Consider the following 22,001-nt stretch of genomic DNA (forward strand, 5'->3'; position numbering starts at 1 on the left):
TTTTAGTATAATTATAATTTATTATATAATTTGCAATAGATTGTACATGTTTCCTCTTGAAGGGAGCTGGTTGGTGTACGCGATTGGTCTTTCCAGCCCTCGTTGGGGCAACTGCCGGACCGTCCGTCCGGCATGTTCGCGGCGCGCGGGAGCGCGTCAAACATTTCTTTTGCCCAGCTTTTCTTTCTGTAAAGAAAAGCGGTCCACCTTCGCCAGATTCTCCGCCTGGTCGGTTGTAATCAGCGCGTCGAGCACCTCATCCAGATTGCCGTCAAGAAAGCTGTCCAGCTTGTATAGTGTGAGCTTGATGCGGTGCTCAGATACGCGGTTTTCCGGGAAATTATACGTGCGGATGCGCTCCGAACGGTCGCCTGTGCCGACCTGACTGCGCCGCTCGGCGGCGATTGCATCGTCGCGCTTGCGCTGTTCTATCTCAAACAACCGCGAACGCAGCACGCGCAATGCCTTGTCCTTATTTTTGAACTGGCTGCGCTCGTCCTGGCATTCCACGACCATGCCGGTCGGCAGGTGCGTGACACGAATGGCAGAGGATGTCTTGTTGATGTGCTGTCCGCCTGCGCCGGACGAGCGGAACGTATCAATGCGCAGATCCTTCGGATCAATCGTCAGCTCGACATCATCGACCTCCGGCAGCACGGCAACCGTCACGGTGGACGTATGCACACGCCCCTGTGATTCGGTTTCCGGCACGCGCTGGACTCGATGCACGCCGCTCTCATATTTCAGCCGCGAAAATGCGCCGTCACCATCAATACTGAACGTAATTTCCTTAAAACCGCCTAGCTCGGTTTCTGACTGCCCGATGCGCTCGGTTTTCCAGCCGCGGGAATCCGCATACATCGTATACATGCGGTACAGCGATGCGGCAAACAATGCCGCTTCTTCGCCGCCTGCTCCCGCGCGAATTTCCATAATAACACTGCGGCTGTCGTTCTCATCGCGCGGCAGCAGTAAAATTTTCAGTTCCTCTTCCAACTGTTCGATTTCTGCGCGGCTCGTCGCCAGCGTTTCCTGTGCCAGCGCGCGCAGCTCCGCATCACTGCCTGCTTCCTCCAACAGCTCACGCGCGTCCTGTTCCTCCTGGCACGCTGCGCTGTACCGGCGGTATGCCGTCACAATCGGCTGCAACTCGCTCTGTTCCTTCGCCAGCGCTGCCGCCCGTGACGGGTCTTCATACAACTCCGGGCTGGCAAGCAGACCCTCCAGCTCGTCATATCGATCTGCCAGTCCCTCCAGTTTATCTAACACGACAATTCAACTCCATGTAATATTTATTCTGTAATATACTATATAGAATATTTTACTTTTTGTATAATATATTTTTAATTATACTTTTTATCTCCAACCCACAGGCCGAGGCTGAGTTGTAAATCGTCCTCGCCGTTTAGCTGTAAGGTCAGGCAGGTGCCCGGTTTTTTGTTCTCAAACATGCGTGCAAGGGCAAAGCCCTCCATTTCATAGAGGTTTTCCTCACACAGATACGCGCTGCTGCCGTTTTCAAACAGCAGTGTGAAGGTCGTTCCACCGCTGCCGCGGATGACCGCCATCTGTTTGGCATCGCACAGGCGCAATACCTCAATGTCACCTGTCAGCAGTGCGCGCAGTCCTGTGATAAACTGTGGAATATATGCATCCGATACGCGCAGCTCTGCCAGCTTAAAATGGTCGTTGTCTGTGGCATGCACGCCGCAGGGCACAGAATAGCCTGTCATATGAATCCCTCCAATCGCTTTATCGACAGATTTACCAGTATCCGCTGACAACCAGCTTGACAATGGAAAAATACTCACGGATACAAAACAATATACGCATCGCCGGATTGCCGGACGGCGCTGCGATCACACACGACTCCAATCCACAGTTTTCCATGATACGCCGTGTGCGGAACAGATGGAACCCGCTCGACAGCGCCGCGACGCGGTCCGTGCTCCAGCCGTTTTTTTCACACAGCTCCAAAGCATTTTCAATATTTTGAATGGTATTGCGTGATTTGGATTCCTTTGCAACACGTTCGGGGTCTGCGCCATGCGATACCATCCAGTTGTACATAACGGAGGCTTCGGTGTAATCCTCGTCATCCCCCTGCCCGCCGCATACGATAATCTGTACATCCGGGTTCTGCTCCATCACATCGAGCGCAACGGCAAGACGATTGCGCAGTGTTTCGGTCGGCTGGTCGCCCTTGATGCCGCCGCCGAGCACAAACACACAATCCGCCTCCAATGCCTGCGCATCCGTATGCGCGCCGGATAAAATCAATCCTTCGACTGCGGCGACCGAGATCAGCCACAGCACAAACACAACATTTCCGGCACGCACGAACCAAGTTGCCACAGCTGACCATTTGCCTGTGCGCGTATCGCGCACACGAATGAACAGCCACATGACACCGGTACAGGCGCACAGCGTTGTGAAAAACGCCAGACCAAACCACAGCGGGCGAAACGGAATGCAAATGACAGCCAGAACTGCGCATATCATGCACAATATCTGATAAAACCGCTTCATTATGTGTTCTCCTGCATCTCTTCGAGCTGGGCGGACAGCTCTTCCCACTGCTCCATGCGTTCCATCAGCTCTGTTTCAATTTCATCCTTCTGTTCGGACAGCTCAATCAGCTTGCCCGGATCGCTGGCGGCCGCCGACATTTGTTCGTCAATAGCAGCACTCTTCTCCTCCAGATCGGAGATTTCGCGTTCGAGCTTCGCAATTTTCTTTTCCAACGGCTTGGTGCCGCCCTTCGGCTTCGGCTTTTCCTTTTTCTGCTTAGGTTGTACGCTTGCCGCCTTTTCCGCCGCTTTTCGCGCGCGGAATGCGAGATATTCCTCATAATTTCCGGTGAAATCGATCATTTCACCGTCCATCAGTACGATAATGCGATTGGCAAAGCGCGAGACAAAATAGCGGTCATGCGAAACAAACAGCAGTGTGCCTGCGAAGCCCTCCACAGCTTCCTCAATCCATTCGCGCGACAGGATATCCAGATGGTTGGTCGGCTCATCGAGTACCAGCATATTGAGCTTGTCATACATCAGCTCGCACAGGCGCAGGCGGCTTTTCTCGCCGCCGGACAGCTTGGACACCGGTTTAAGCTGATCTTCCCCGGAAAACTGAAAGCGGCCCAGCCGATTGCGTGCGGTCTGCGGCGTGACATTTTTTTCATAAATCAGCGTATCGACCAACGTGCGGTTTTCATTTTCAAAATGTACAACCTGTGGCAGATAGGCGGGCTTCAACCCGTCGCCTTTTTTGATTGTGCCGCTGTCGGCTTCTTCCAGCCCCAGAATAATATTGAGCAGGGTTGTTTTTCCCGTGCCGTTATCGCCCAGAATGGCGATGCGTTCGCCATTGCGCACGTTGAATGTAATATCGTGCAGAACCTGTCTGCCGTCAAAGCTCTTATTGATACCGCGCACCTTGAGCACGTTTTCTGTTTCATAATTGGGATCGCCGAAGGTCATGGACATTTTTTTCTGCTGCTTCGGGCGGTCAGCAACTGTCATGCGCGCAATGCGTTTATCGATGGAAAACGCGCGCTTATGCATTTTTTCCGTGCCCCACTGATGCATTTTACGCGACTGATCCTGCAAGCGTTTGAGTTCTTCCATCTGGTTTTCATGCTCCGCCATGCGCTGGGCAAAGCGCAGCTTGCGCTCCTCGGCGTAATAGCTGTATGAACCGGCATAAAAATCCGCATGCCCGTCAAACAGCTCAATGATACGGTCACAGCACTGGTCAAGGAAATAACGGTCATGCGAGATGGTCACAACCGTACCCTTATAGTCATTCAGGAAATTGCCGAGCCATTCAACGGCGTCCAGATCGAGATGGTTGGTTGGCTCGTCGAGCAGCAAAATGTCGGTGTCCTCTAAAATAATTCGTGCCAGATTGACACGTGTTTTTTCACCGCCGGACAGCACATCAAATGGCTTTTCGCGCATTTCCTTCGGGATTTCCAAGCCATTGCACACCTTATCCACCTCGAAATCGAGGGCATAGCCACCCATGGCTTCAAATTCCGCCTGCAATGCGCCGTACTGCTTTAACAGATTGGAATCATCGTTTTGTTCCATGCGCGCTTCCAGCTGCTTCATGCGTTCACGCACCTCATCGATGCGATGGAATGCCGAGCGCAGGATCATCTCCACGGTATCGCCCGGTTCATACACCGGAATCTGGTCGATCATGCCGACCGTGCGATCCTTTGCAATGGAAATCGTGCCGCTTTCATATGGCAGCTCACCGGTCAGAACGCGGAACAGCGTGGTTTTTCCTGCACCGTTCGGGCCGACAATTGCTACCTTTTCGCCCGGAAAAATATCAAATGTGATGTCGTATAGTATCTGATTTTCACCAAAGTATTTATTCAGTCCGGAAATACTGATATCTGCCAAATAGATTTCCTCCTTCTCCGCTTTTCTTTGCAAAAAGAAAAGCTTGGCAAAAGAAACGTCTACCGCGCTCCCGCGCGCCGCGAACATGCCGGACGGACGGTCCGGCAGTTGCCCCAACGAGGGCTGGTATTATGCTCACACATTCCAAAGGCGCCCCCCCATGAGAGAGTCTCTGGTGCGCACCGTTTTATAACTTCAAAGCTCTGTCGAAAAAAGAAAAGACCGCGCACGGCGCGGTCTTTCAGCTCAGGCTTTTTCCGGCTCGTCAAAGGTTTCGCCGAAGGTTTCAACCGTTACGCTCTTCATGCGCTGCGGCTTGAGCGGCTTGTCATTGAAGTTCCTGCGTGCGGAAACAATGCGGTCACAGACATCCATGCCCGTAATGACGCGGCCGAACGATGCATACTGTCCGTCCAGATGCGGTGCATCCTCTACCATAATGAAGAACTGCGAACCTGCGGAATCCGGGTTCATGGCACGCGCCATGGACAGCACGCCGCGCGTGTGCTTCAGGTCGTTGTCAAAGCCGTTCATTGCGAATTCACCGCGGATGCAGTAACCCGGGCCGCCCATGCCGGTGCCCTCCGGGTCGCCGCCCTGAATCATAAAGCCGGGAATAACGCGATGGAACGTCGTGCCGTCATAGAAGCCCTTGGATACCAGGCTGACAAAATTGCGTACGGTGTTCGGTGCGGTCTCGGCGAACAGCTCAATCTGTATCTCGCCGCCGTCTTCCATCGTAATGGTGACAATCGGGTTGGTCATTGAAATGATAATCTCCTTTTTTTCAGTGCAGGGAGGGTCAGTTTTTTCGCCCTTTGCTGTTGTTGTTTCGGATACGGAAACAGGTGCCGACAGAAGCCGACACCCGCATTCCAGTCTATTGTTATTGTAGCAAATCCCTGCGCATGTGACAAGGGCTTCGCGTTAATTTCGTGCGTTATACCGGTTTGACCGGCATAATAATTGCTGTTACAGCATACAGCAGAATGCCAGTTCCCGCGCTGCATACCGTCAGTGCTGCCAGAATCAGGCGGATCACTGTGACATCCATGTTCAGATAATCGGCAATGCCCATGCACACGCCGCACAGCATTTTGCCCTGTTCGATGCGGTATAGTTTTTTCTCCATATCAAATCCTCCCTGTGTTATGCCGCGTCTGCTTCAGCTGATGCTTGAATAGACACTTCAATGCTGCCAATATTGCAGTCGAGCTTCATCAGGCCATCACCGGTTGTGCCCGGGATACGGCACGACAACTCATGTGATATCCCCGCGTCGCGTGTCAGCACGCGTTCACCGTTCACCGAAATCGTAAGGTCGCCCATATCCACTTCACCGGACACGCGCCCGATGCATGAGCCTTCCGCCAGCTTCAAGATGATTTCTCCCGCATCACAGCTCAGCTGTACCGGTGCGCCGCTCGCGCCGATACCGCGAACGCACGCGGAAATATCTATTGCTCCGGCGCTGACCTCTGCTTCCAGCTGCTGTGTGTCAATATCCCGCATGGTCACGCTTCCCGCGTCCACACTGCACGTAATGTCACGCGTTGTCACAATGCCGGAAACGACTGCACTTCCTGCATCCACGTCAATATCAAGCGAGTATAAGGGGCAGTCCGAGGGCACTGTCAGTGTGACCGGTGCGGAGTGGTTTTTATACCACCAACCGCGTTCATTTTCCTGTTCAATCACCAGCTTGTCGCCTTCTGTCCTCCATGTCGTGCTTTTACCACCGGACAGCTGCCAGCTCTCGCCTTCCTGTACGGTCAGCTCGGCGCTGTCGAGATCGATTTCGAGCCGCTCAACGCTGTTCACCTGAAGCTGTTTGTCCTCTGCTTTTTCCTGATACTGGAACATGCGCAGAGAACTTCCCGCTCCGAGAAGAGCTGTCCGGACGCCCATGCCCGCCGCCACAAAACAGCAGACCAATCCGGCGGCCAGCAGAACGAGTGCAGCGATTGTCGATTTCTTCATGAGAGTCAGCCCCTTTCAGCTCCGATGGAACACTCGCCGGAACAATCCGACGATGCCGTTCAGCAGGCCGGGAAACAGCGTGCGGAACAGATAAGCCGTCAGCTTCCACAGCAGGATACCGAATGCCGCGCTGACCAGTGCCAGTCCGAGAAACAGCAGCAGTTCCGCTCCCGTTCCGGCTGCTGCCGTATAGCCTGCCGCAATGACAAAGCCAATCGCACAGCCCCACGCGGCGAGATCGAGCGCCGGAACAATGAGAAACACAGCGGCAACCGCACAGACCAGCCCGATCAGGATACCGCCGAAACCGCCAACCACACCGACACAGACAGGAAACACACAGACCACTGCTACTGCCGCCAGTACGAGGGCAAGTGCCTTCTGTCCGTTGTCCATTTCCTGAAAACGATTTTTGGCACGTGCCTCATAGCTTTCTGTCCCTGTTTGCCCGGTTTTTCCGGTATTTTGTGCAGCATCTGCCGGATTGCCTACATCACGGAATTCCCGCAGGATATCTGCCGCAACCTTTTCCGGTGCGCCCAGCGTATGAAGAACCTCCGCTTCGTTTTCCGGCCCTGCCTCATCCAAATAGTTTTCATAATATTCGACTGCGCGGCGGCGTTCCTCCTCCGGCATGCCGGCGAGCGCCTGTTCCAAACGCAGAATAAAATCATTTCGATTCATTGTCTACCTCCGGAAAATAACAGCGATTCAATCCCGTTGCGATACACGTGCCAGTCCCGACGGTAATCCTCCAGCTGCTTGCGCCCAGCAGGTGTGATTGCATAATATCTGCGGTTGCGCCCATCAATCGCACGGTCATACACCGTCAGGAAATCATTCTTTTCCAGCCGCCGGAGCACAGGATACAGGGTAGATTCGGAAATATCCAACCGGCTGCGCACCAGATTGGTAATGCGGTAGCCATAGGCGTCCTCCTGTTCCAGCACGGACAGCACAACGGCATCCAGCAGCCCGGATGAGATCGGGAAGGACATGCGTTTCACCTCTCTGTTCTTCTATATCTAATATTATATGTCATATAATATTATGTGTCAAGCTACAATCCGGTAACACCGGCGTTGCATACCTCATGTATATGTACGGCGTGGAAATCCATGCGGCACAGGTAATTTCTGTCTGCTTCCCCTCTGTTTTGCACAGGTTTCCCCCGCTTTTGCACAAACCCGGTAGATTTCTTCAAAAATCTTCCATATGCTTGTGTATAACTTCCGGTTCTGCGGGCAGAATATTCCTGTAAGCTGATTACAACATGGTGAATTTTCACGGATTATCACAATTTTTTGTGTATTTTTTGATTACTCACCGTACACTGTCATTTTGACAATAATTTTAAGAGCGAAAAAAACCGGGGTTTTTCCCTGAAATCTCCATTTTTTTCAGAGCTGCCCCGCTATTTTGTGTACAAATCCGCTGTTATCCACAAATGCACAGGGTTATCCACCGCTTTTCACACAAATCTGGGGATAACTCTGTGGAAATGTGGATAACTATTCGTATAACACAGACTTGTCAACCGGAAAAAAACGAAAAATTTGAATTAAATTTTACATGGGAGGGGTATTTCATGGCGGAAACCAGAGCAGATACCAACAAAGAACCGGATACCGGTGCAGTAACCACGCATTCCGCGCGCGGCAACCTGCACTGTATTACCATCATCGGCACGATTGAAGGGCATCAGGAAGCGCCGGAGAGCACCAAAACGACAAAATATGAGCATGTCCTGCCTCAGCTGGCGGCGATTGAGGAGAGCGATGACATTGACGGCCTGCTGATCCTGCTCAACACAGCAGGCGGCGATGTGGAAGCCGGGCTCGCCATTGCCGAGCTGATTGCCGGAATGCACAAGCCCACGTTGTCACTTGTGCTTGGCGGCGGACATTCCATCGGCATTCCTCTGGCAGTCGCAGCACAGCGCACCCTGATTGCACCATCCGCGTCCATGATGCTGCATCCGGTGCGCATCAGCGGGACGGTCATCGGCGCACCGCAGACCTATGAATATTTCCGTCAAATCCAATCGCGTATCACGCGGTTTATTGTCGCCAATTCCTCTGTCGAGGAGCACGAGCTGAGTCGACGGATGATGGCAACCGACGAGCTTGCAACCGATGTCGGGACGGTACTCGGCGCACAGGAAGCAGTTGATCTGGGTCTGTGCGATGCCATCGGCACGCTGCACGACGCACTCGCCTGGCTGCATGACGCGGCAGATAAGCGCAAGGCGGAACGGGCTGAGCAACAGGAAACCAGCGAAAAATCCGAATAAATCAAACAGAATTCCCCTGAGCCGACAAATGCAAACAAATTCCCCCCTTTGCGGGAAACCCCGGTCTATGCAAATCAAGAAGCACCCCTTTTGAACGCGCCAATCACTTGCAAAAAACGCGAAAAAATCCCCCGGCGGAAATCCGCCGGGGGATGGAATGGCTTTTCGTGTCAACGGGGCAAACAGACAGACCTGTTTGTCTGGCTGTTTGCGCTCGCGGGAGCGAGCCGGACATTTCTTTTGCCAAGCTTTTCTTTCTGTAAAGAAAAGCGGGGAAAAGCGGGGAAAAGCGGGAGACTTACTTCGCAGCCTTTGCAGCCTTGATGGTCTCGATCATCATCGGTACAACCTTGAACAGGTCGCCGCAGATGCCGTAATCCGCTACGTCGAAGATCGGAGCGCCTTCGGTCTTGTTGACCGCGATGATGCACTCGGAATCCTGCATACCAGCCTTGTGCTGGATTGCACCGGAGATACCCAGTGCGATGTACAGCTTCGGATGTACGGTCTTACCGGTCTGGCCTACCTGATGGTCGGCAGTCAGCCAGCCGCTGTCGATTGCTACACGGGAGCCGCCAACTACGCCGCCCAGAACTTCTGCCAGCTCTTCTGCCAGCTTGATGCCCTTCTCGACGTCCTTGGAGATACCACGGCCGACAGATACAACTACGTCTGCGCCGATCAGATCTACCAGCTGCTTTGCTTCCTTGACAACTTCAACTACCTGCGTCTTGATGTCGCCGGTCTTGACAGCTACCTTCTCTACGACAACTGCATTTGCCTTTGCTTCGTCGTACTCGCCCTTCTTCAGAACGCCCGGACGAACGGTAGACATCTGCGGACGGAAACGCGGGCAGATGATGGTTGCCATCAGATGGCCGCCGAATGCCGGACGGGTCATCTTCAGGTTGCGGTCGTCCATCTTGATGCGGCCTGCTGCTACCATCTGATCTACGTCCAGCGTGGAGTTTGCCTTCAGGAACTCTACATACTTGTTGGTGTCAACATCCAGATGCGTGCAGTCTGCGGTCAGACCGGTGTGCAGGCGAGCTGCGCAGCGCGGACCCAGGTCACGACCGATGTTGGTTGCGCCGATCAGTACGATTTCCGGCTTCTTCTCCATGACTACATCACAGATAACATCTGCATATGCGTCGGTCGTGTAATCCTTCAGGGACGGATCGTCGCACAGGATTACCTTGTCTGCGCCATATGCGCCGATTTCCTTTGCCAGGCCTTCTACATTGTCGCCCAGCAGCAGGCCTGCCAGCTCTACGCCCAGGTCGTCTGCCAGCTTGCGGCCTTCCGATACCAGTTCAAGAACAGTGCTCTGAAGCTCGCCCTGACGCTGCTCACAGAATACCCAAACGCCCTTGAAATTCTTCATTTCCTCTCCGGAATTCTTAAATTCAGCCATTTGTCGTTTCTCCTTTCAATTAGATGATGTGCTTGGCAAGGAGCTTGTCAACCAGTACGTCGACAGTCTTCTGGTCAGCGCCTTCGAGCATTTCGCCCTGGCCCTTCTGCGGGGGCGTAAAGGAAGCGAAGATGTTCGTCGGAGAACCCTTCAGGCCGATGGTGTCCAGCTCAATCAGCGGATCATCCTTCAGTGCGTTGAAATCAAATACGGTCATCGGCTTGCTGTAGCAATCGAAGATGCCGCCTACGCTCATGTAGCGCGGGGTGTTCAGTTCCTTGATTGCGGTCAGCAGGCACGGGGTCTGGGTCTTGATGGTCATGTAGCCATCTTCCAGCATTCTCTTGCAGGTTACCTCGGTGCCCTCTACCTTCAGGTCTGCAACGTAGGTGATCTGCGGGATGCCCAGCTTCTCTGCGATCTGCGGGCCTACCTGTGCGGTATCGCCGTCGATTGCCTGACGGCCGCACATTACGATGTCATCGGACTCTACGCCGATCTTGTTCACTGCTGCTGCCAGGATCTGGGAGGTAGCGAAGGTGTCGGAACCGCCGAATTCACGGCCGGATACCAGAACTGCCTCGTCTGCGCCCATTGCCAGGATTTCACGCAGCATGCCTTCTGCCGGGGGAGGACCCATGGTGACAACAATAACCTTGCAGCCGGTCTGATCCTTCAGGGTCAGAGCTGCTTCGATTGCGTTCTTATCGTCCGGGTTGATGATAGCAGCCATAGAAGCGCGATCCAGGGTGCCGTCCGGCTTGACAGCAACCTTACCAGAGGTATCCGGAACCTGCTTTACGCATACGATAACTTTCATAATACTGTAATCCTCCCTATTCTTACTTGCCGAGTACGTTGCCCGAAATGACAACTCTCTGGATTTCAGAGGTACCCTCGTAGATCTCGGTGATCTTAGCGTCACGCATCATGCGCTCAACCGGGTAATCACGGGTGTAGCCGTAGCCGCCGAACAGCTGAACCGCCTCAGTGGTGATCTTCATAGCAGCCTCAGAAGCGAACAGCTTAGCCATAGCAGCGTCCTTAGTGAAGCGCTTGCCTTCGCCCTTTGCAGCAGCTGCGGAGTAGGTCAGCAGGCGAGCTGCATTGATTGCAACTTCCATATCAGCGAACTTGAACTGGGTGTTCTGGAACTTGGAAATTGGTCTGCCGAACTGAACACGGCCCTTGGTGTACTCAACCGCCTCGTTCATAGCGCCCTCTGCAATGCCCAGAGCCTGTGCAGCGATGCCGATACGGCCGCCGTCGAGGGTGTTCATAGCAATGTTGAAGCCCTTGCCCAGCTTGCCGAGCAGGTTTTCCTTCGGGATGATGCAGTCCTCAAATACGATTTCAGACGTCGGGGAACCATGCAGGCCCAGCTTTTCCTCATGACGGCCAACAGAGAAGCCCGGGAAATCCTTCTCTACGATGAATGCAGAGATGCCCTTGGTGCCCTTGGACGGGTCAGTCATAGCAAATACAACAAAAATGTCAGCAACATAGCCGTTGGTGATGAAGATCTTGGAACCGTTCATTACCCAGTGGTCGCCAGCGTCTTCGCAAACGGTGGTGCCCTTGGATGCATCGGAACCGGCGTTCGGCTCGGTCAGAGCGAATGCGCCTACCTTACCGTTGCACAGCATCGGCAGGTACTTCTTCTTCTGCTCCTCGGTACCGAAGTTGATGATCGGGCCGCAGCACAGGCCGTTGTGAGTAGCAACGATGTCGCCGGTGGAAGCGCACTGCTTGGACAGCTCTTCTACTACGATAGCAGCAGAAATGTCGTCAGCACCAGGTCCGCCGTACTCCTTCGGTACGCACATGCCCATTACACCGTAACGGAACAGCTGGTCGATGGTGTCAGCCGGATACTGCTCAAGGCGGTCAGTCTCCGCAGCGATCGGCGCGACTTCTGCTTCGGTGAACTCACGAAGAGACTTCCGAATCAGTTCTTGCTCTTTGGTCAAGTTGAAGTCCATGTTATATTCCTCCAATTTCACTATAGTATGTTTGAATAACACCCAAAGAAACTAAAAAGTTAACATATATCTTATCAAAAGTAGTATATCATATTTACAAAAGTTGTGCAATAATTTTTCTTTTGCTTCAACTTGCGCCATAAGTTTATTTGGATTTAACAAGAAATCACCCAAAACACAACTTTTCTGAAAAAAACAGGGGTTTTTCCGTCCATTCCATTGCCAAACTACGGATTTTCAATTTTCTTCCATGCCTCTGTTTGCGAAAAAAACATTTACAGATTTTTTCGCCTGCTTTTGTCGGGGTCGTCTGACGTATAGGTGTTCGGCGTGTGCGGTTCGCATAAGCGGGAGCGGATGGTCTGCAACAGGCAGCCCTTGAAAAACCACGTGCACACACAAAATTCCCCCCTTTGCGGGAAACCCCGGTCTATGCAAATCAAGAAGCGCCCCTTTTGAACGCGCCAATCACTTGCAAAAGCGCGAAAAAATCCCCCGGCGGAAATCCGCCGGGGGATGGAATGGCTTTTCGTGTCAACGGGGCAAACAGACAGACCTGTTTGTCTGGCTGTTTGCGCTCGCGGGAGCGAGCCGGACATTTCTTTTGCCAAGCTTTTCTTTCTGTAAAGAAAAGCGGGGAAAAGCGGGGAAAAGCGGGGAAAAGCGGGAGACTTACTTCGCAGCCTTTGCAGCCTTGATGGTCTCGATCATCATCGGTACAACCTTGAACAGGTCGCCGCAGATGCCGTAATCCGCTACGTCGAAGATCGGAGCGCCTTCGGTCTTGTTGACCGCGATGATGCACTCGGAATCCTGCATACCAGCCTTGTGCTGGATTGCACCGGAGATACCCAGTGCGATGTACAGCTTCGGATGTACGGTCTTACCGGTCTGGCCTACCTGATGGTCGGCAGTCAGCCAGCCGCTGTCGATTGCTACACGGGAGCCGCCAACTACGCCGCCCAGAACTTCTGCCAGCTCTTCTGCCAGCTTGATGCCCTTCTCGACGTCCTTGGAGATACCACGGCCGACAGATACAACTACGTCTGCGCCGATCAGATCTACCAGCTGCTTTGCTTCCTTGACAACTTCAACTACCTGCGTCTTGATGTCGCCGGTCTTGACAGCTACCTTCTCTACGACAACTGCATTTGCCTTTGCTTCGTCGTACTCGCCCTTCTTCAGAACGCCCGGACGAACGGTAGACATCTGCGGACGGAAACGCGGGCAGATGATGGTTGCCATCAGATGGCCGCCGAATGCCGGACGGGTCATCTTCAGGTTGCGGTCGTCCATCTTGATGCGGCCTGCTGCTACCATCTGATCTACGTCCAGCGTGGAGTTTGCCTTCAGGAACTCTACATACTTGTTGGTGTCAACATCCAGATGCGTGCAGTCTGCGGTCAGACCGGTGTGCAGGCGAGCTGCGCAGCGCGGACCCAGGTCACGGCCGATGTTGGTTGCGCCGATCAGTACGATTTCCGGCTTCTTCTCCATGACTACATCACAGATAACATCTGCATATGCGTCGGTCGTGTAATCCTTCAGGGACGGATCGTCGCACAGGATTACCTTGTCTGCGCCATATGCGCCGATTTCCTTTGCCAGGCCTTCTACATTGTCGCCCAGCAGCAGGCCTGCCAGCTCTACGCCCAGGTCGTCTGCCAGCTTGCGGCCTTCCGATACCAGTTCAAGAACAGTGCTCTGAAGCTCGCCCTGACGCTGCTCACAGAATACCCAAACGCCCTTGAAATTCTTCATTTCCTCTCCGGAATTCTTAAATTCAGCCATTTGTCGTTTCTCCTTTCAATTAGATGATGTGCTTGGCAAGGAGCTTGTCAACCAGTACGTCGACAGTCTTCTGGTCAGCGCCTTCGAGCATTTCGCCCTGGCCCTTCTGCGGGGGCGTAAAGGAAGCGAAGATGTTCGTCGGAGAACCCTTCAGGCCGATGGTGTCCAGCTCAATCAGCGGATCATCCTTCAGTGCGTTGAAATCAAATACGGTCATCGGCTTGCTGTAGCAATCGAAGATGCCGCCTACGCTCATGTAGCGCGGGGTGTTCAGTTCCTTGATTGCGGTCAGCAGGCACGGGGTCTGGGTCTTGATGGTCATGTAGCCATCTTCCAGCATTCTCTTGCAGGTTACCTCGGTGCCCTCTACCTTCAGGTCTGCAACGTAGGTGATCTGCGGGATGCCCAGCTTCTCTGCGATCTGCGGGCCTACCTGTGCGGTATCGCCGTCGATTGCCTGACGGCCGCACATTACGATGTCATCGGACTCTACGCCGATCTTGTTCACTGCTGCTGCCAGGATCTGGGAGGTAGCGAAGGTGTCGGAACCGCCGAATTCACGGCCGGATACCAGAACTGCCTCGTCTGCGCCCATTGCCAGGATTTCACGCAGCATGCCTTCTGCCGGGGGAGGACCCATGGTGACAACAATAACCTTGCAGCCGGTCTGATCCTTCAGGGTCAGAGCTGCTTCGATTGCGTTCTTATCGTCCGGGTTGATGATAGCAGCCATAGAAGCGCGGTCCAGGGTGCCGTCCGGCTTGACAGCAACCTTACCAGAGGTATCCGGAACCTGCTTTACGCATACGATAACTTTCATAATACTGTAATCCTCCCTATTCTTACTTGCCGAGTACGTTGTTTGCGATTACCATGCGCTGTACCTGGGAAGTGCCCTCGTAGATCTCGGTGATCTTGGCATCGCGCATCATGCGCTCCAGCGGGTACTCACGGATGTAACCGTAACCGCCGAAGATCTGAAGTGCCTTGGTGGTAACGTCCATAGCGGTCTCAGCAGCGAACAGCTTAGCCATAGCAGCTTCCTTGTTATACGGCAGGCCATGATCCTCGTTGAATGCAGCGCGGCGAACCAGCAGGCGGGCAGCCTCAACCTGGGTCTCCATGTCAGCGATCATCCACTGCAGGCCCTGGAACTTGGACAGGGTTTTGCCGAACTGAACGCGCTCCTTCATGTACTGAACAGCCTGATCCAGTGCGCCCTGCGCAATGCCGAGTGCCTGGGAAGCGATGCCGATACGGCCGCCGTCGAGGGTGGTCATAGCGATCTTGAAGCCCTGGCCTTCCTTGCCCAGCAGACGGTCTGCCGGCAGGTGCATGTCTTCAAATACCAGCTCAGCGGTCTGGGAACCGCGGATGCCCATCTTATGCTCGATCTTGCCGATGGAGAAGCCCGGGTCGTCCTTATCAACGATGAATGCGGAAATGCCGCGGGTGCCCTTGCTCTTATCGGTCATCGCGAAGATAACGTAGGTGCTTGCAACGCCGCCGCCGGTGATGAATACCTTGGAGCCGTTGACGATGTAGGAGCCGTCCTCCTGCTTCTCAGCAACAGTCTGCTGGCCCGCAGCGTCGGTACCTGCGTTCGGCTCGGTCAGGCCGAATGCACCGGTCTTGGTGCTGCTGATGAGCGGGCGGAGCCACTTTTCCTTCTGCTCCGGCGTGCCGTACTTATAAATCGGCCATGCGCACAGGGTAGCGTGCGAGGAAATGATACAGCCAGTGGTGCCGCAGAAGCGGGATGCTTCTTCGATTGCAATCGTGTAGCAGATGGTGTCGCCGCCGGAGCCGCCGAGCTCCTTCGGGAACTGAATGCCCATCAGGCCATATTTGCGCATCTTCTCGACGGTCTCATGCGGATAACGCTCCTGCTCGTCGATTTCTGCGGCAATCGGCTCAATTTCGTTGACCGCGAATTCACGGCACATCTTCTGAACCATTGCCTGCTCTTTTGTAAGCCTAAAATCCATACCAGTAAACCTCCCAAAAAAATGAATTCCAAAATATGAATACATGCGAGCATCCGGGCGATCTGGCTTTACGCCAAAATGCACGCTGCATTTCATGGAATGTGGGTTAATACATATACACACACACATGTATACGATAAATATTATATTCATTCGCAAGGGTTTGTCAAGAATTTCACCCATTTATTTTGTATAAAAGAATCAATTTAACAAGAACTTACCCATCTTTTTTCATACTTATTGACAATTTGTTAATGATTTAACAAATCTTTCGTGCAAAATATACAAATAGTGTTCAAAGCGTGAAAAAAGCGGCGGAATGTGTCAGTGGCACATCCCGCCGCAAATCGCGCATTTTTCTGTTTACAGCTGCTCACACTGTTCCATCCACAGCGCGCTGACGGCATCTGACGGCATACGCCAGTCGCCGCGCGGCGACAGTGTGACCGTACCGACCTTCGGGCCATCCGGCAGGCAGGAACGCTTGAACTGCTGGATAAAGAAGCGGCGGACAAATGTCGTCAGCCATTTTTTGATGGTGGCATCGTCGTACACGCCCGCAAACGCCTGCTTTGCCATGCGGAAAATCTTCTTCGGCTCCATGCCAAAGCGCAGCAGATAATACAGGAAGAAATCATGCAGCTCGTAGGGGCCGACCAGCTCCTCGGTCTTCTGCGAGATTTCGCCGTCCTTCGGCGGCAGCAGCTCCGGGGAAACCGGTGTTGCGAGCACATCGCGCAGCACGCGCCCGGTCTCACCGCCCGCCCGGTCCGCTTCATACGCGGTCAGATAACGCACCAGCGTCTTCGGAATCGAGCTGTTGACGCCGTACATCGACATGTGATCGCCGTTGTAGGTTGCCCAGCCGAGTGCCAGCTCGGACAGGTCGCCCGTACCAATGACCATGCCGCCGGTCTTGTTCGCCAGATCCATCAGCACCTGGGTGCGCTCACGCGCCTGGCCGTTTTCAAACGTGACGCTGTGGTCTTCCATATCGTGGCCGATGTCGATGAAGTGCTGCGTGACCGATGCACCGATTTCAATCGTCTTGCAGGTTGTGCCATACGCTGCGGCCAGGGTCAGCGCATTGTTCTTCGTGCGGCTGGTCGTGCCGAAGCACGGCATCGTAACGGCAATGATGTCCCTGCGGTCGCGTCCGAGCAGATCAAATGCATGAACCGTGACGATGAGCGCAAGTGCGGAATCCAATCCGCCGGATAGTCCGACGACTGCCGTCTTCGCATGCGCATGGCGCACGCGTGTCGCAAGGCCGGTTGCCTGAAGCGTCAGAATTTCTTCGCAGCGTGCAGCGAGGTCGCCCTTGTCTGACGGCACGAACGGTGTCTGTGCAATCGGACGGGTCAGCTCGGTCTCGCGCAGCTCCATATCAAACCAGACACGGGAAACATAGCCTTCCCGGAAGGTATTCTGACGGCGGCGCTCATAAGTCAGACGTGTGACATCGATTTCCGAAATCGTCAGACCGGTGGCAAACCGCGGCGACTGTGCCAGCAGCGTGCCATTTTCCGCAATGATATTGTGTGCGGCAAACACCAGGTCCGTGGATGACTCGCCCTGGCCTGCATCGCAGTAAATATAACCGCACAGGCCGCGGCCGGACTGCATGCAAACCAGATTGCGGCGGTATGCCGCTTTGCCGATGATTTCATCCGAAGCGGACAGATTGAAGAGAATGGTCGCACCGGCGCAGGCCAGATCACTGGACGGCGGATTGGGTACCCACAGATCCTCACAAATCTCCGCGGAAACCGCAAAATCCGGCAGATCGGTACAGCAGAAAATCTGATTGGGATCAATGCAGAATTCCTGACCATCCCATTCGAGATATTCCTCGGTATCGTCATCTGCTTCGGTAAAATGACGCAGCTCATAAAATTCTGTATAATTCGGGATGTTTCGCTTCGGAATCATGCCGAGAATGTTACCCTTGTGCAGAAACGCCGCACAGTTGTACAGCGTGCCGCCCACGCGTACCGGCAGACCCACAACAATCAGCATGTCCATTTCCGCAGTCTCTCCGGCAATGCGCAGCAGCTGCTGCTTTGCGCCGTCGAGCAGGATATTGTGTAAAAACAGGTCGGAACAGGTATAGCCGGTCAGACACAGCTCCGGGAAGCAGACTGCCTGCACGCCTTTTTCATTTGCCTCACGGCACAGCGCGAGGATGTTGTCCGCATTAAATGCGCAGTCTGCCACATGGATTTCCGGCGTGGCTGCCGCGACTTTGATAAATCCGTCTTTCATGATAGTCAGCACCTCAGGGTTTTTGTGATTCTTTTATTATACCCCAGACGCGCACAATTGAAAATATCCAATTACACGGAATCATTGCGCCAATCGGCTGCCGGCGCACAGCGCCGAAGACGGAAACAATAAAGCGGAGATGTCACGCATACATCACTTCCACCTCGCCCTCTGCTTCGGCATACACCTGGATCAGCCGCGAGGTGCGGCGCGTAGCGGTCTGTGGATCGCGGTCGATCAGGATATCATATGCTCCCGGCGCAATGCGCACATTGTTGACCTCATCATATGCGCCGAGCGAAACATAGATCTCTCCGCCGGTGAAATTTTTTACCTTCCATTTCAGCCCGCTGAGCTGCATGTTGAATTCCGTGACCTGTCGCGCCGGACAGCTTCTTCTCTTGCAAAAAATCATGGTATCACCTTTCGTAAAATTATTATTTCAGTATACTAAAGGTAATATTAACAGCTGGATATCATTTGTACAGGTTGATTTCTTTCCGCGCTGTGGACAAATAAAAAAACCTGCCGCATGGCATCGCATGCGGCAGGCTCCGTGCATATAGATCAGTTTTCGGATGTATCATTGTCCTCCGAATCGGAGGTGTCCCCGCTGTCTGAGCTGTCAGAGCTGCTGTCCTCTTCCGGCATATCCGACGGAGTGGTTTCATCCACCTCAAAATGTACCGGACGGGTGGAGTTGGTAATTGGAAGCATATCAATGCCCGAGTCCTTCAGTTTATCAATGATTGACGGAAGTGCTTCTACCGTCTTTTCCTTTCCATAGGTGTCATGCATGAGCAGGATGACGTCATTGCGCGAGCTGCCGCTGACCTCACTGACCGCATAATCCACCATCTGTGCAACGGTATAATTGCCGTTTTCCGCATCATGTGCATAGGAATTCCAATCGTAATATTCAAAGCCGCGGCGCGTCATTTCACTGACAATGGCATCATAGGTGCCATGGCGCTGCATCACCGAGTTGTTGCTGCCGCCCGGGAAACGGAAGCCCTGAACACGGTAGCCGGTCAAATCATAAATTTTATCATATGCAGCGGCAAAATCGTTGAGATATCCCTCTGTCGAAGCATACAGTTGACCGTAGTCGTGATCGTTCGCATGAATGCACAGCGTGTGACCCTCATCGACAATGCGCTTGATGATATCCTCATTGCCGTCAATCTCACTGGTGACAATGAAGAAGGTAGCTTTGACACCCTTCTCCTTGAGTACATCGAGAATGCCCGGTGTATTGGTCGAGGACGGGCCGTCGTCAAAGGTCATATAGCAGACCTTTTCCTCGCTCTCCTTGTTCGGCTTGCTCACAGCATCGGAATACAGGCCCGGATATTCGAGCGCATACGCCGGCAGCGATGTGTCGTCCTTAATCTTTTGATACTGTTCGGATTCCTGCTGGCTTGCGGGACGGTCATCCTTCTTCTCCGGTGCTTCGGTGGAAATACCCGAACCTTGCGCTGTGGAATTTCCCCTGCCTGTCACCGCTTTGACTGCGGAAACAACCAGAACAATGGCAACGAGCAGCACAACAACGATCGTGCCAAGGCGCATCAGGCGCTTTTTGCGGCGGCGTGCCGCACGTGCCTTGCTGTTTTTTCCCTTCTTCGCGGCTGCGGGCTTTTGGCCAGCCTGCTTTGTGCCTGCTTTCTTTGTCGCATGCTTCTTGTCCAGATGTACGGTAGCGGCAGGCTGATCCGGATGGCGGCGTTTGGCCTGTCCGTCGAGAATCGCTTCCCGCTGCATCTGTTCGACATCTGCCTGCTCCGGATGGCGGCGTTTGGCCTGTCCGTCGAGAATCGCTTCCCGCTGCATCTGTTCGACATCTGCCTGCTCCGGTTGCTCCGCAGCAGCTTCTGCCGAAGCCTCCTCCGGTTCTGCTTCCTCCTGCGGCTGTACAGGCTCATCCTGTGCAGTCGGTTCTTCCGGCGCCGGCTCATTGTCCGGCTGTTTCGTCTCATCCGTTTTTATCTGTTCCAGCACGCGCTGCAGGTCATTCAGACTGTCCTGTGCCTGCTGATGCTTTTTATCCTTGTCCGGTTCAAACTCATGTTCCATGATCGTGCAAACTCCTCTCTGTCGATTTTCTATATCAGACAAACGATTCTGATTCCCCAAAGGTGTCAGTTTTCCTGCTCCAATCGTTGTCTATTATAGCCAACTCTGTCATAAAAAGCAATGAATTTCGACAAATTTCCCATATTTCTTTCCCTTTTTCCATCCCAATGGTTTTCCTGTCGCCTATAGTACAAAAAGCCTCGCTTCTGTCTGTGTATCTTATTGTGATTTTCTGCTCAAATTGCGCATAAATTCAGCCTTTACAATCGTCCGGACACATGATACCATGGCGATACAAGGTGGAACGTCCTTCTCCCGGATGTTTTATATTGTATTATCAATATACTTTTATACTATTTGTATTGAAAGGCGGTACTGATTATGTCCATCACCAATGAATCCCTTCTGGCTCTGGAACAGGAACTTACCTTTTCCTCTTTTTCCCGTGCGGATGCCTTCCGTCTGGGCGGGCTGATTAACGAAGAATCCGCAAAGTATCCCGCACCGCTTGCGACAGAAATTGTCATCAATGGCCTTGTCGTTTATCGGTATTTCCAGGACGGCGCCCTGCCGGACAGTGAGCTGTGGCTGGAGCGCAAGCGCAATGCAGTGGAGCTGATGCAGATGGCTTCCCTGCGTTTCGGCTGCTGGCTGGAAGAAAACGGCGAGACACTGGAGAGCCGCAAGCTGAATCCGGATGATTTCGCACCGGGCGGCGGCGGCATGCCGATTATCCTCAAGGGAACCGGTGTCATTGGTTCCGTCTGTGTTTCCGGTGAGCCGAATCATCTGGATGACCATGCCATTGTCACAACCGCTATGAAACGTCTGCTGGCAGAAAAGCAGTAATGATATGCCCATTCCATCGGGTGCATCGAATTCGATGCACCCCTTTTTCTGTAATGTATCCGGCGGAAACAGTTGAATCCCGCCCGCCTGTCCGTTATAATGAAGCAGGCAATGTGCACCGGCTCTCCTGACCCCTGCCGCTGTACTGCCGTCCTGAATTATCCCATACAACAAAAGAAGGAGATCACATGAAAAAACGAATTGTTTCTGTCCTGGCTGTCTGTGCCATGGCCATGGGCATGCTGTGCGGCTGTATGTCGGTCGCTCCCGAACCGGAGAAACCGGAATCCGTCACGCCGGATACACCGGTTACCGGCACGTGGGTTTCCCCCGCCGGTTCGCCTCTCGACTTCAACGAAGACGGCACCTATGTTGACCACACAAAGAACAACCGCACCGGTACCTTTGCTTATGTCGCAGAAAGTGCCGACTTCAGCCTTGCCCAGCTGTTTGACAACGTGGAATATGTCACCTGTACCGCAGACAACGGCGATGAGGCAATTACGGCCGCTGTCCTGCAGGATGTCATGATTGCCTATTCCGCAAAGGATCACGCAGAACTGTATTACGTGCGCGATGGCCGCGATGCAGTCGATGCGGAATCCATTCAGGGCGAATGGATTGATGTCTATGACAAAGATTCCACAATGAGTTTTTCCGCTGACGGCAAGCTGCACGCCTTCGATGAGACATCTGACTACACGATAGAGCAGGGCGATTGCGGCACATGCGTTACAGTCAAAAGCGGCGACAGCGAAACCACCTATGCCATCGCCTCTTATGAGGACTACCTGTTCATGATATGCTGTGATTCACAAAAATTATACCTGCTCGCGCGCGAATCCGCGGCAGATCAATAAGACCGCATACCTCACGCTGTTTCAGAAAAAGAATCGCCTACCGTTATGGTGTGCCCATCATCAGATACCAGATCTCACAGAGCGC

The 22,001-nt window shown here is 53.4% G+C and carries 21 protein-coding genes; 3 read left to right on the forward strand and 18 right to left on the reverse strand.

The window, feature by feature from the left end; all coding sequences use genetic code 11:
• Positions 1-156: 156 nt before the first annotated feature.
• The 9 genes from prfA to CBW42_RS07840 all read right to left on the reverse strand — a co-directional run bounded on the left by prfA (position 157) and on the right by CBW42_RS07840 (position 7,393).
• Positions 157-1,269 carry a peptide chain release factor 1 gene (gene prfA / locus CBW42_RS07800; protein ID WP_087019527.1) on the reverse strand — a complete coding sequence of 371 codons (1,113 nt, stop codon included), beginning with the start codon at positions 1,267-1,269 and terminating at the stop codon, positions 157-159.
• Positions 1,270-1,343: 74 nt separating this feature from the next.
• The gene (locus CBW42_RS07805; protein ID WP_087019529.1) at positions 1,344-1,733 is read right to left on the reverse strand and encodes a hypothetical protein; all 390 of its coding nucleotides are present in this window, start codon (positions 1,731-1,733) and stop codon (positions 1,344-1,346) included.
• A 31-nt stretch (positions 1,734-1,764) separates the two neighbouring features.
• A complete protein-coding gene (locus CBW42_RS07810; RefSeq protein WP_087019532.1) occupies positions 1,765-2,529 on the reverse strand; it encodes a YdcF family protein in 765 nt (254 codons plus the stop codon).
• Positions 2,529-4,415, reverse strand: coding sequence for an ABC-F family ATP-binding cassette domain-containing protein (locus CBW42_RS07815; RefSeq protein ID WP_087019810.1), 1,887 nt, complete (start codon positions 4,413-4,415; stop codon positions 2,529-2,531). Before CBW42_RS07815 ends, CBW42_RS07810 begins: the two co-directional genes overlap by 1 nt.
• Before the next feature lie 246 nt (positions 4,416-4,661).
• Positions 4,662-5,180, reverse strand: coding sequence for a peptidylprolyl isomerase (locus tag CBW42_RS07820; protein ID WP_087019535.1), 519 nt, complete (start codon positions 5,178-5,180; stop codon positions 4,662-4,664).
• A 175-nt stretch (positions 5,181-5,355) separates the two neighbouring features.
• Positions 5,356-5,547 carry a PspC domain-containing protein gene (locus CBW42_RS07825; RefSeq protein ID WP_087019538.1) on the reverse strand — a complete coding sequence of 64 codons (192 nt, stop codon included), beginning with the start codon at positions 5,545-5,547 and terminating at the stop codon, positions 5,356-5,358.
• A 17-nt stretch (positions 5,548-5,564) separates the two neighbouring features.
• A complete protein-coding gene (locus CBW42_RS07830) occupies positions 5,565-6,395 on the reverse strand; it encodes a DUF4097 family beta strand repeat-containing protein (protein WP_087019541.1) in 831 nt (276 codons plus the stop codon).
• Between the two features lie 15 nt (positions 6,396-6,410).
• A complete protein-coding gene (locus CBW42_RS07835; protein WP_087019544.1) occupies positions 6,411-7,079 on the reverse strand; it encodes a DUF1700 domain-containing protein in 669 nt (222 codons plus the stop codon).
• The gene (locus tag CBW42_RS07840; protein WP_087019546.1) at positions 7,076-7,393 is read right to left on the reverse strand and encodes a PadR family transcriptional regulator; all 318 of its coding nucleotides are present in this window, start codon (positions 7,391-7,393) and stop codon (positions 7,076-7,078) included. The genes CBW42_RS07835 and CBW42_RS07840 overlap by 4 nt, the downstream gene beginning before the upstream one ends.
• A gap of 590 nt (positions 7,394-7,983) precedes the next feature.
• Between CBW42_RS07840 and CBW42_RS07845 the strand changes: the two genes are divergently transcribed.
• Entirely contained in the window at positions 7,984-8,688 is a 705-nt protein-coding gene (locus CBW42_RS07845) for a ClpP family protease (protein ID WP_087019549.1), read from the forward strand.
• Positions 8,689-8,986: 298 nt separating this feature from the next.
• On the opposite strand, the gene acrA (CBW42_RS07850) is transcribed toward CBW42_RS07845, so the two are convergent.
• From acrA (CBW42_RS07850) to CBW42_RS07890, 9 genes are all read right to left on the reverse strand, one after another.
• Positions 8,987-10,105 (reverse strand): acryloyl-CoA reductase electron transfer subunit beta, encoded by a 1,119-nt coding sequence (acrA, locus tag CBW42_RS07850; protein ID WP_087019552.1) that lies wholly within the window; start codon positions 10,103-10,105, stop codon positions 8,987-8,989.
• A 19-nt stretch (positions 10,106-10,124) separates the two neighbouring features.
• Entirely contained in the window at positions 10,125-10,925 is an 801-nt protein-coding gene (gene acrB, locus CBW42_RS07855) for an acryloyl-CoA reductase electron transfer subunit gamma (protein ID WP_087019554.1), read from the reverse strand.
• A gap of 22 nt (positions 10,926-10,947) precedes the next feature.
• Positions 10,948-12,087: an acyl-CoA dehydrogenase gene (locus CBW42_RS07860; protein WP_087019556.1), complete on the reverse strand. Its 1,140-nt coding sequence runs from the start codon at positions 12,085-12,087 to the stop codon at positions 10,948-10,950.
• A 672-nt stretch (positions 12,088-12,759) separates the two neighbouring features.
• Entirely contained in the window at positions 12,760-13,878 is a 1,119-nt protein-coding gene (acrA, locus tag CBW42_RS07865; protein WP_087019552.1) for an acryloyl-CoA reductase electron transfer subunit beta, read from the reverse strand.
• 19 nt (positions 13,879-13,897) lie between these two features.
• Positions 13,898-14,698 carry an acryloyl-CoA reductase electron transfer subunit gamma gene (acrB, locus tag CBW42_RS07870; protein ID WP_087019554.1) on the reverse strand — a complete coding sequence of 267 codons (801 nt, stop codon included), beginning with the start codon at positions 14,696-14,698 and terminating at the stop codon, positions 13,898-13,900.
• A 22-nt stretch (positions 14,699-14,720) separates the two neighbouring features.
• Positions 14,721-15,866 (reverse strand): acyl-CoA dehydrogenase, encoded by a 1,146-nt coding sequence (locus CBW42_RS07875; RefSeq protein WP_087019559.1) that lies wholly within the window; start codon positions 15,864-15,866, stop codon positions 14,721-14,723.
• Between the two features lie 363 nt (positions 15,867-16,229).
• The gene (locus CBW42_RS07880; RefSeq protein ID WP_087019562.1) at positions 16,230-18,131 is read right to left on the reverse strand and encodes an NAD(+) synthase; all 1,902 of its coding nucleotides are present in this window, start codon (positions 18,129-18,131) and stop codon (positions 16,230-16,232) included.
• Between the two features lie 142 nt (positions 18,132-18,273).
• Positions 18,274-18,546: a hypothetical protein gene (locus CBW42_RS07885; protein WP_087019565.1), complete on the reverse strand. Its 273-nt coding sequence runs from the start codon at positions 18,544-18,546 to the stop codon at positions 18,274-18,276.
• A 152-nt stretch (positions 18,547-18,698) separates the two neighbouring features.
• Complete coding sequence (locus CBW42_RS07890; RefSeq protein ID WP_087019570.1) at positions 18,699-20,207, reverse strand: polysaccharide deacetylase family protein; 1,509 nt, start codon at positions 20,205-20,207, stop codon at positions 18,699-18,701.
• 381 nt (positions 20,208-20,588) lie between these two features.
• On the opposite strand from CBW42_RS07890, the gene CBW42_RS07895 reads away from it, so the two are divergent.
• Both CBW42_RS07895 and CBW42_RS07900 read left to right on the forward strand, forming a co-directional pair.
• Positions 20,589-21,056, forward strand: a complete 468-nt coding sequence (locus CBW42_RS07895) for a heme-binding protein (protein ID WP_087019574.1) — start codon at positions 20,589-20,591, stop codon at positions 21,054-21,056.
• Positions 21,057-21,244: 188 nt separating this feature from the next.
• Positions 21,245-21,916, forward strand: coding sequence for a hypothetical protein (locus CBW42_RS07900; protein ID WP_087019579.1), 672 nt, complete (start codon positions 21,245-21,247; stop codon positions 21,914-21,916).
• The last annotated feature ends 85 nt before the right edge of the window (positions 21,917-22,001 follow it).

This window comes from Butyricicoccus porcorum (assembly GCF_002157465.1).
GTDB lineage: Bacteria > Bacillota > Clostridia > Oscillospirales > Butyricicoccaceae > Butyricicoccus_A > Butyricicoccus_A porcorum.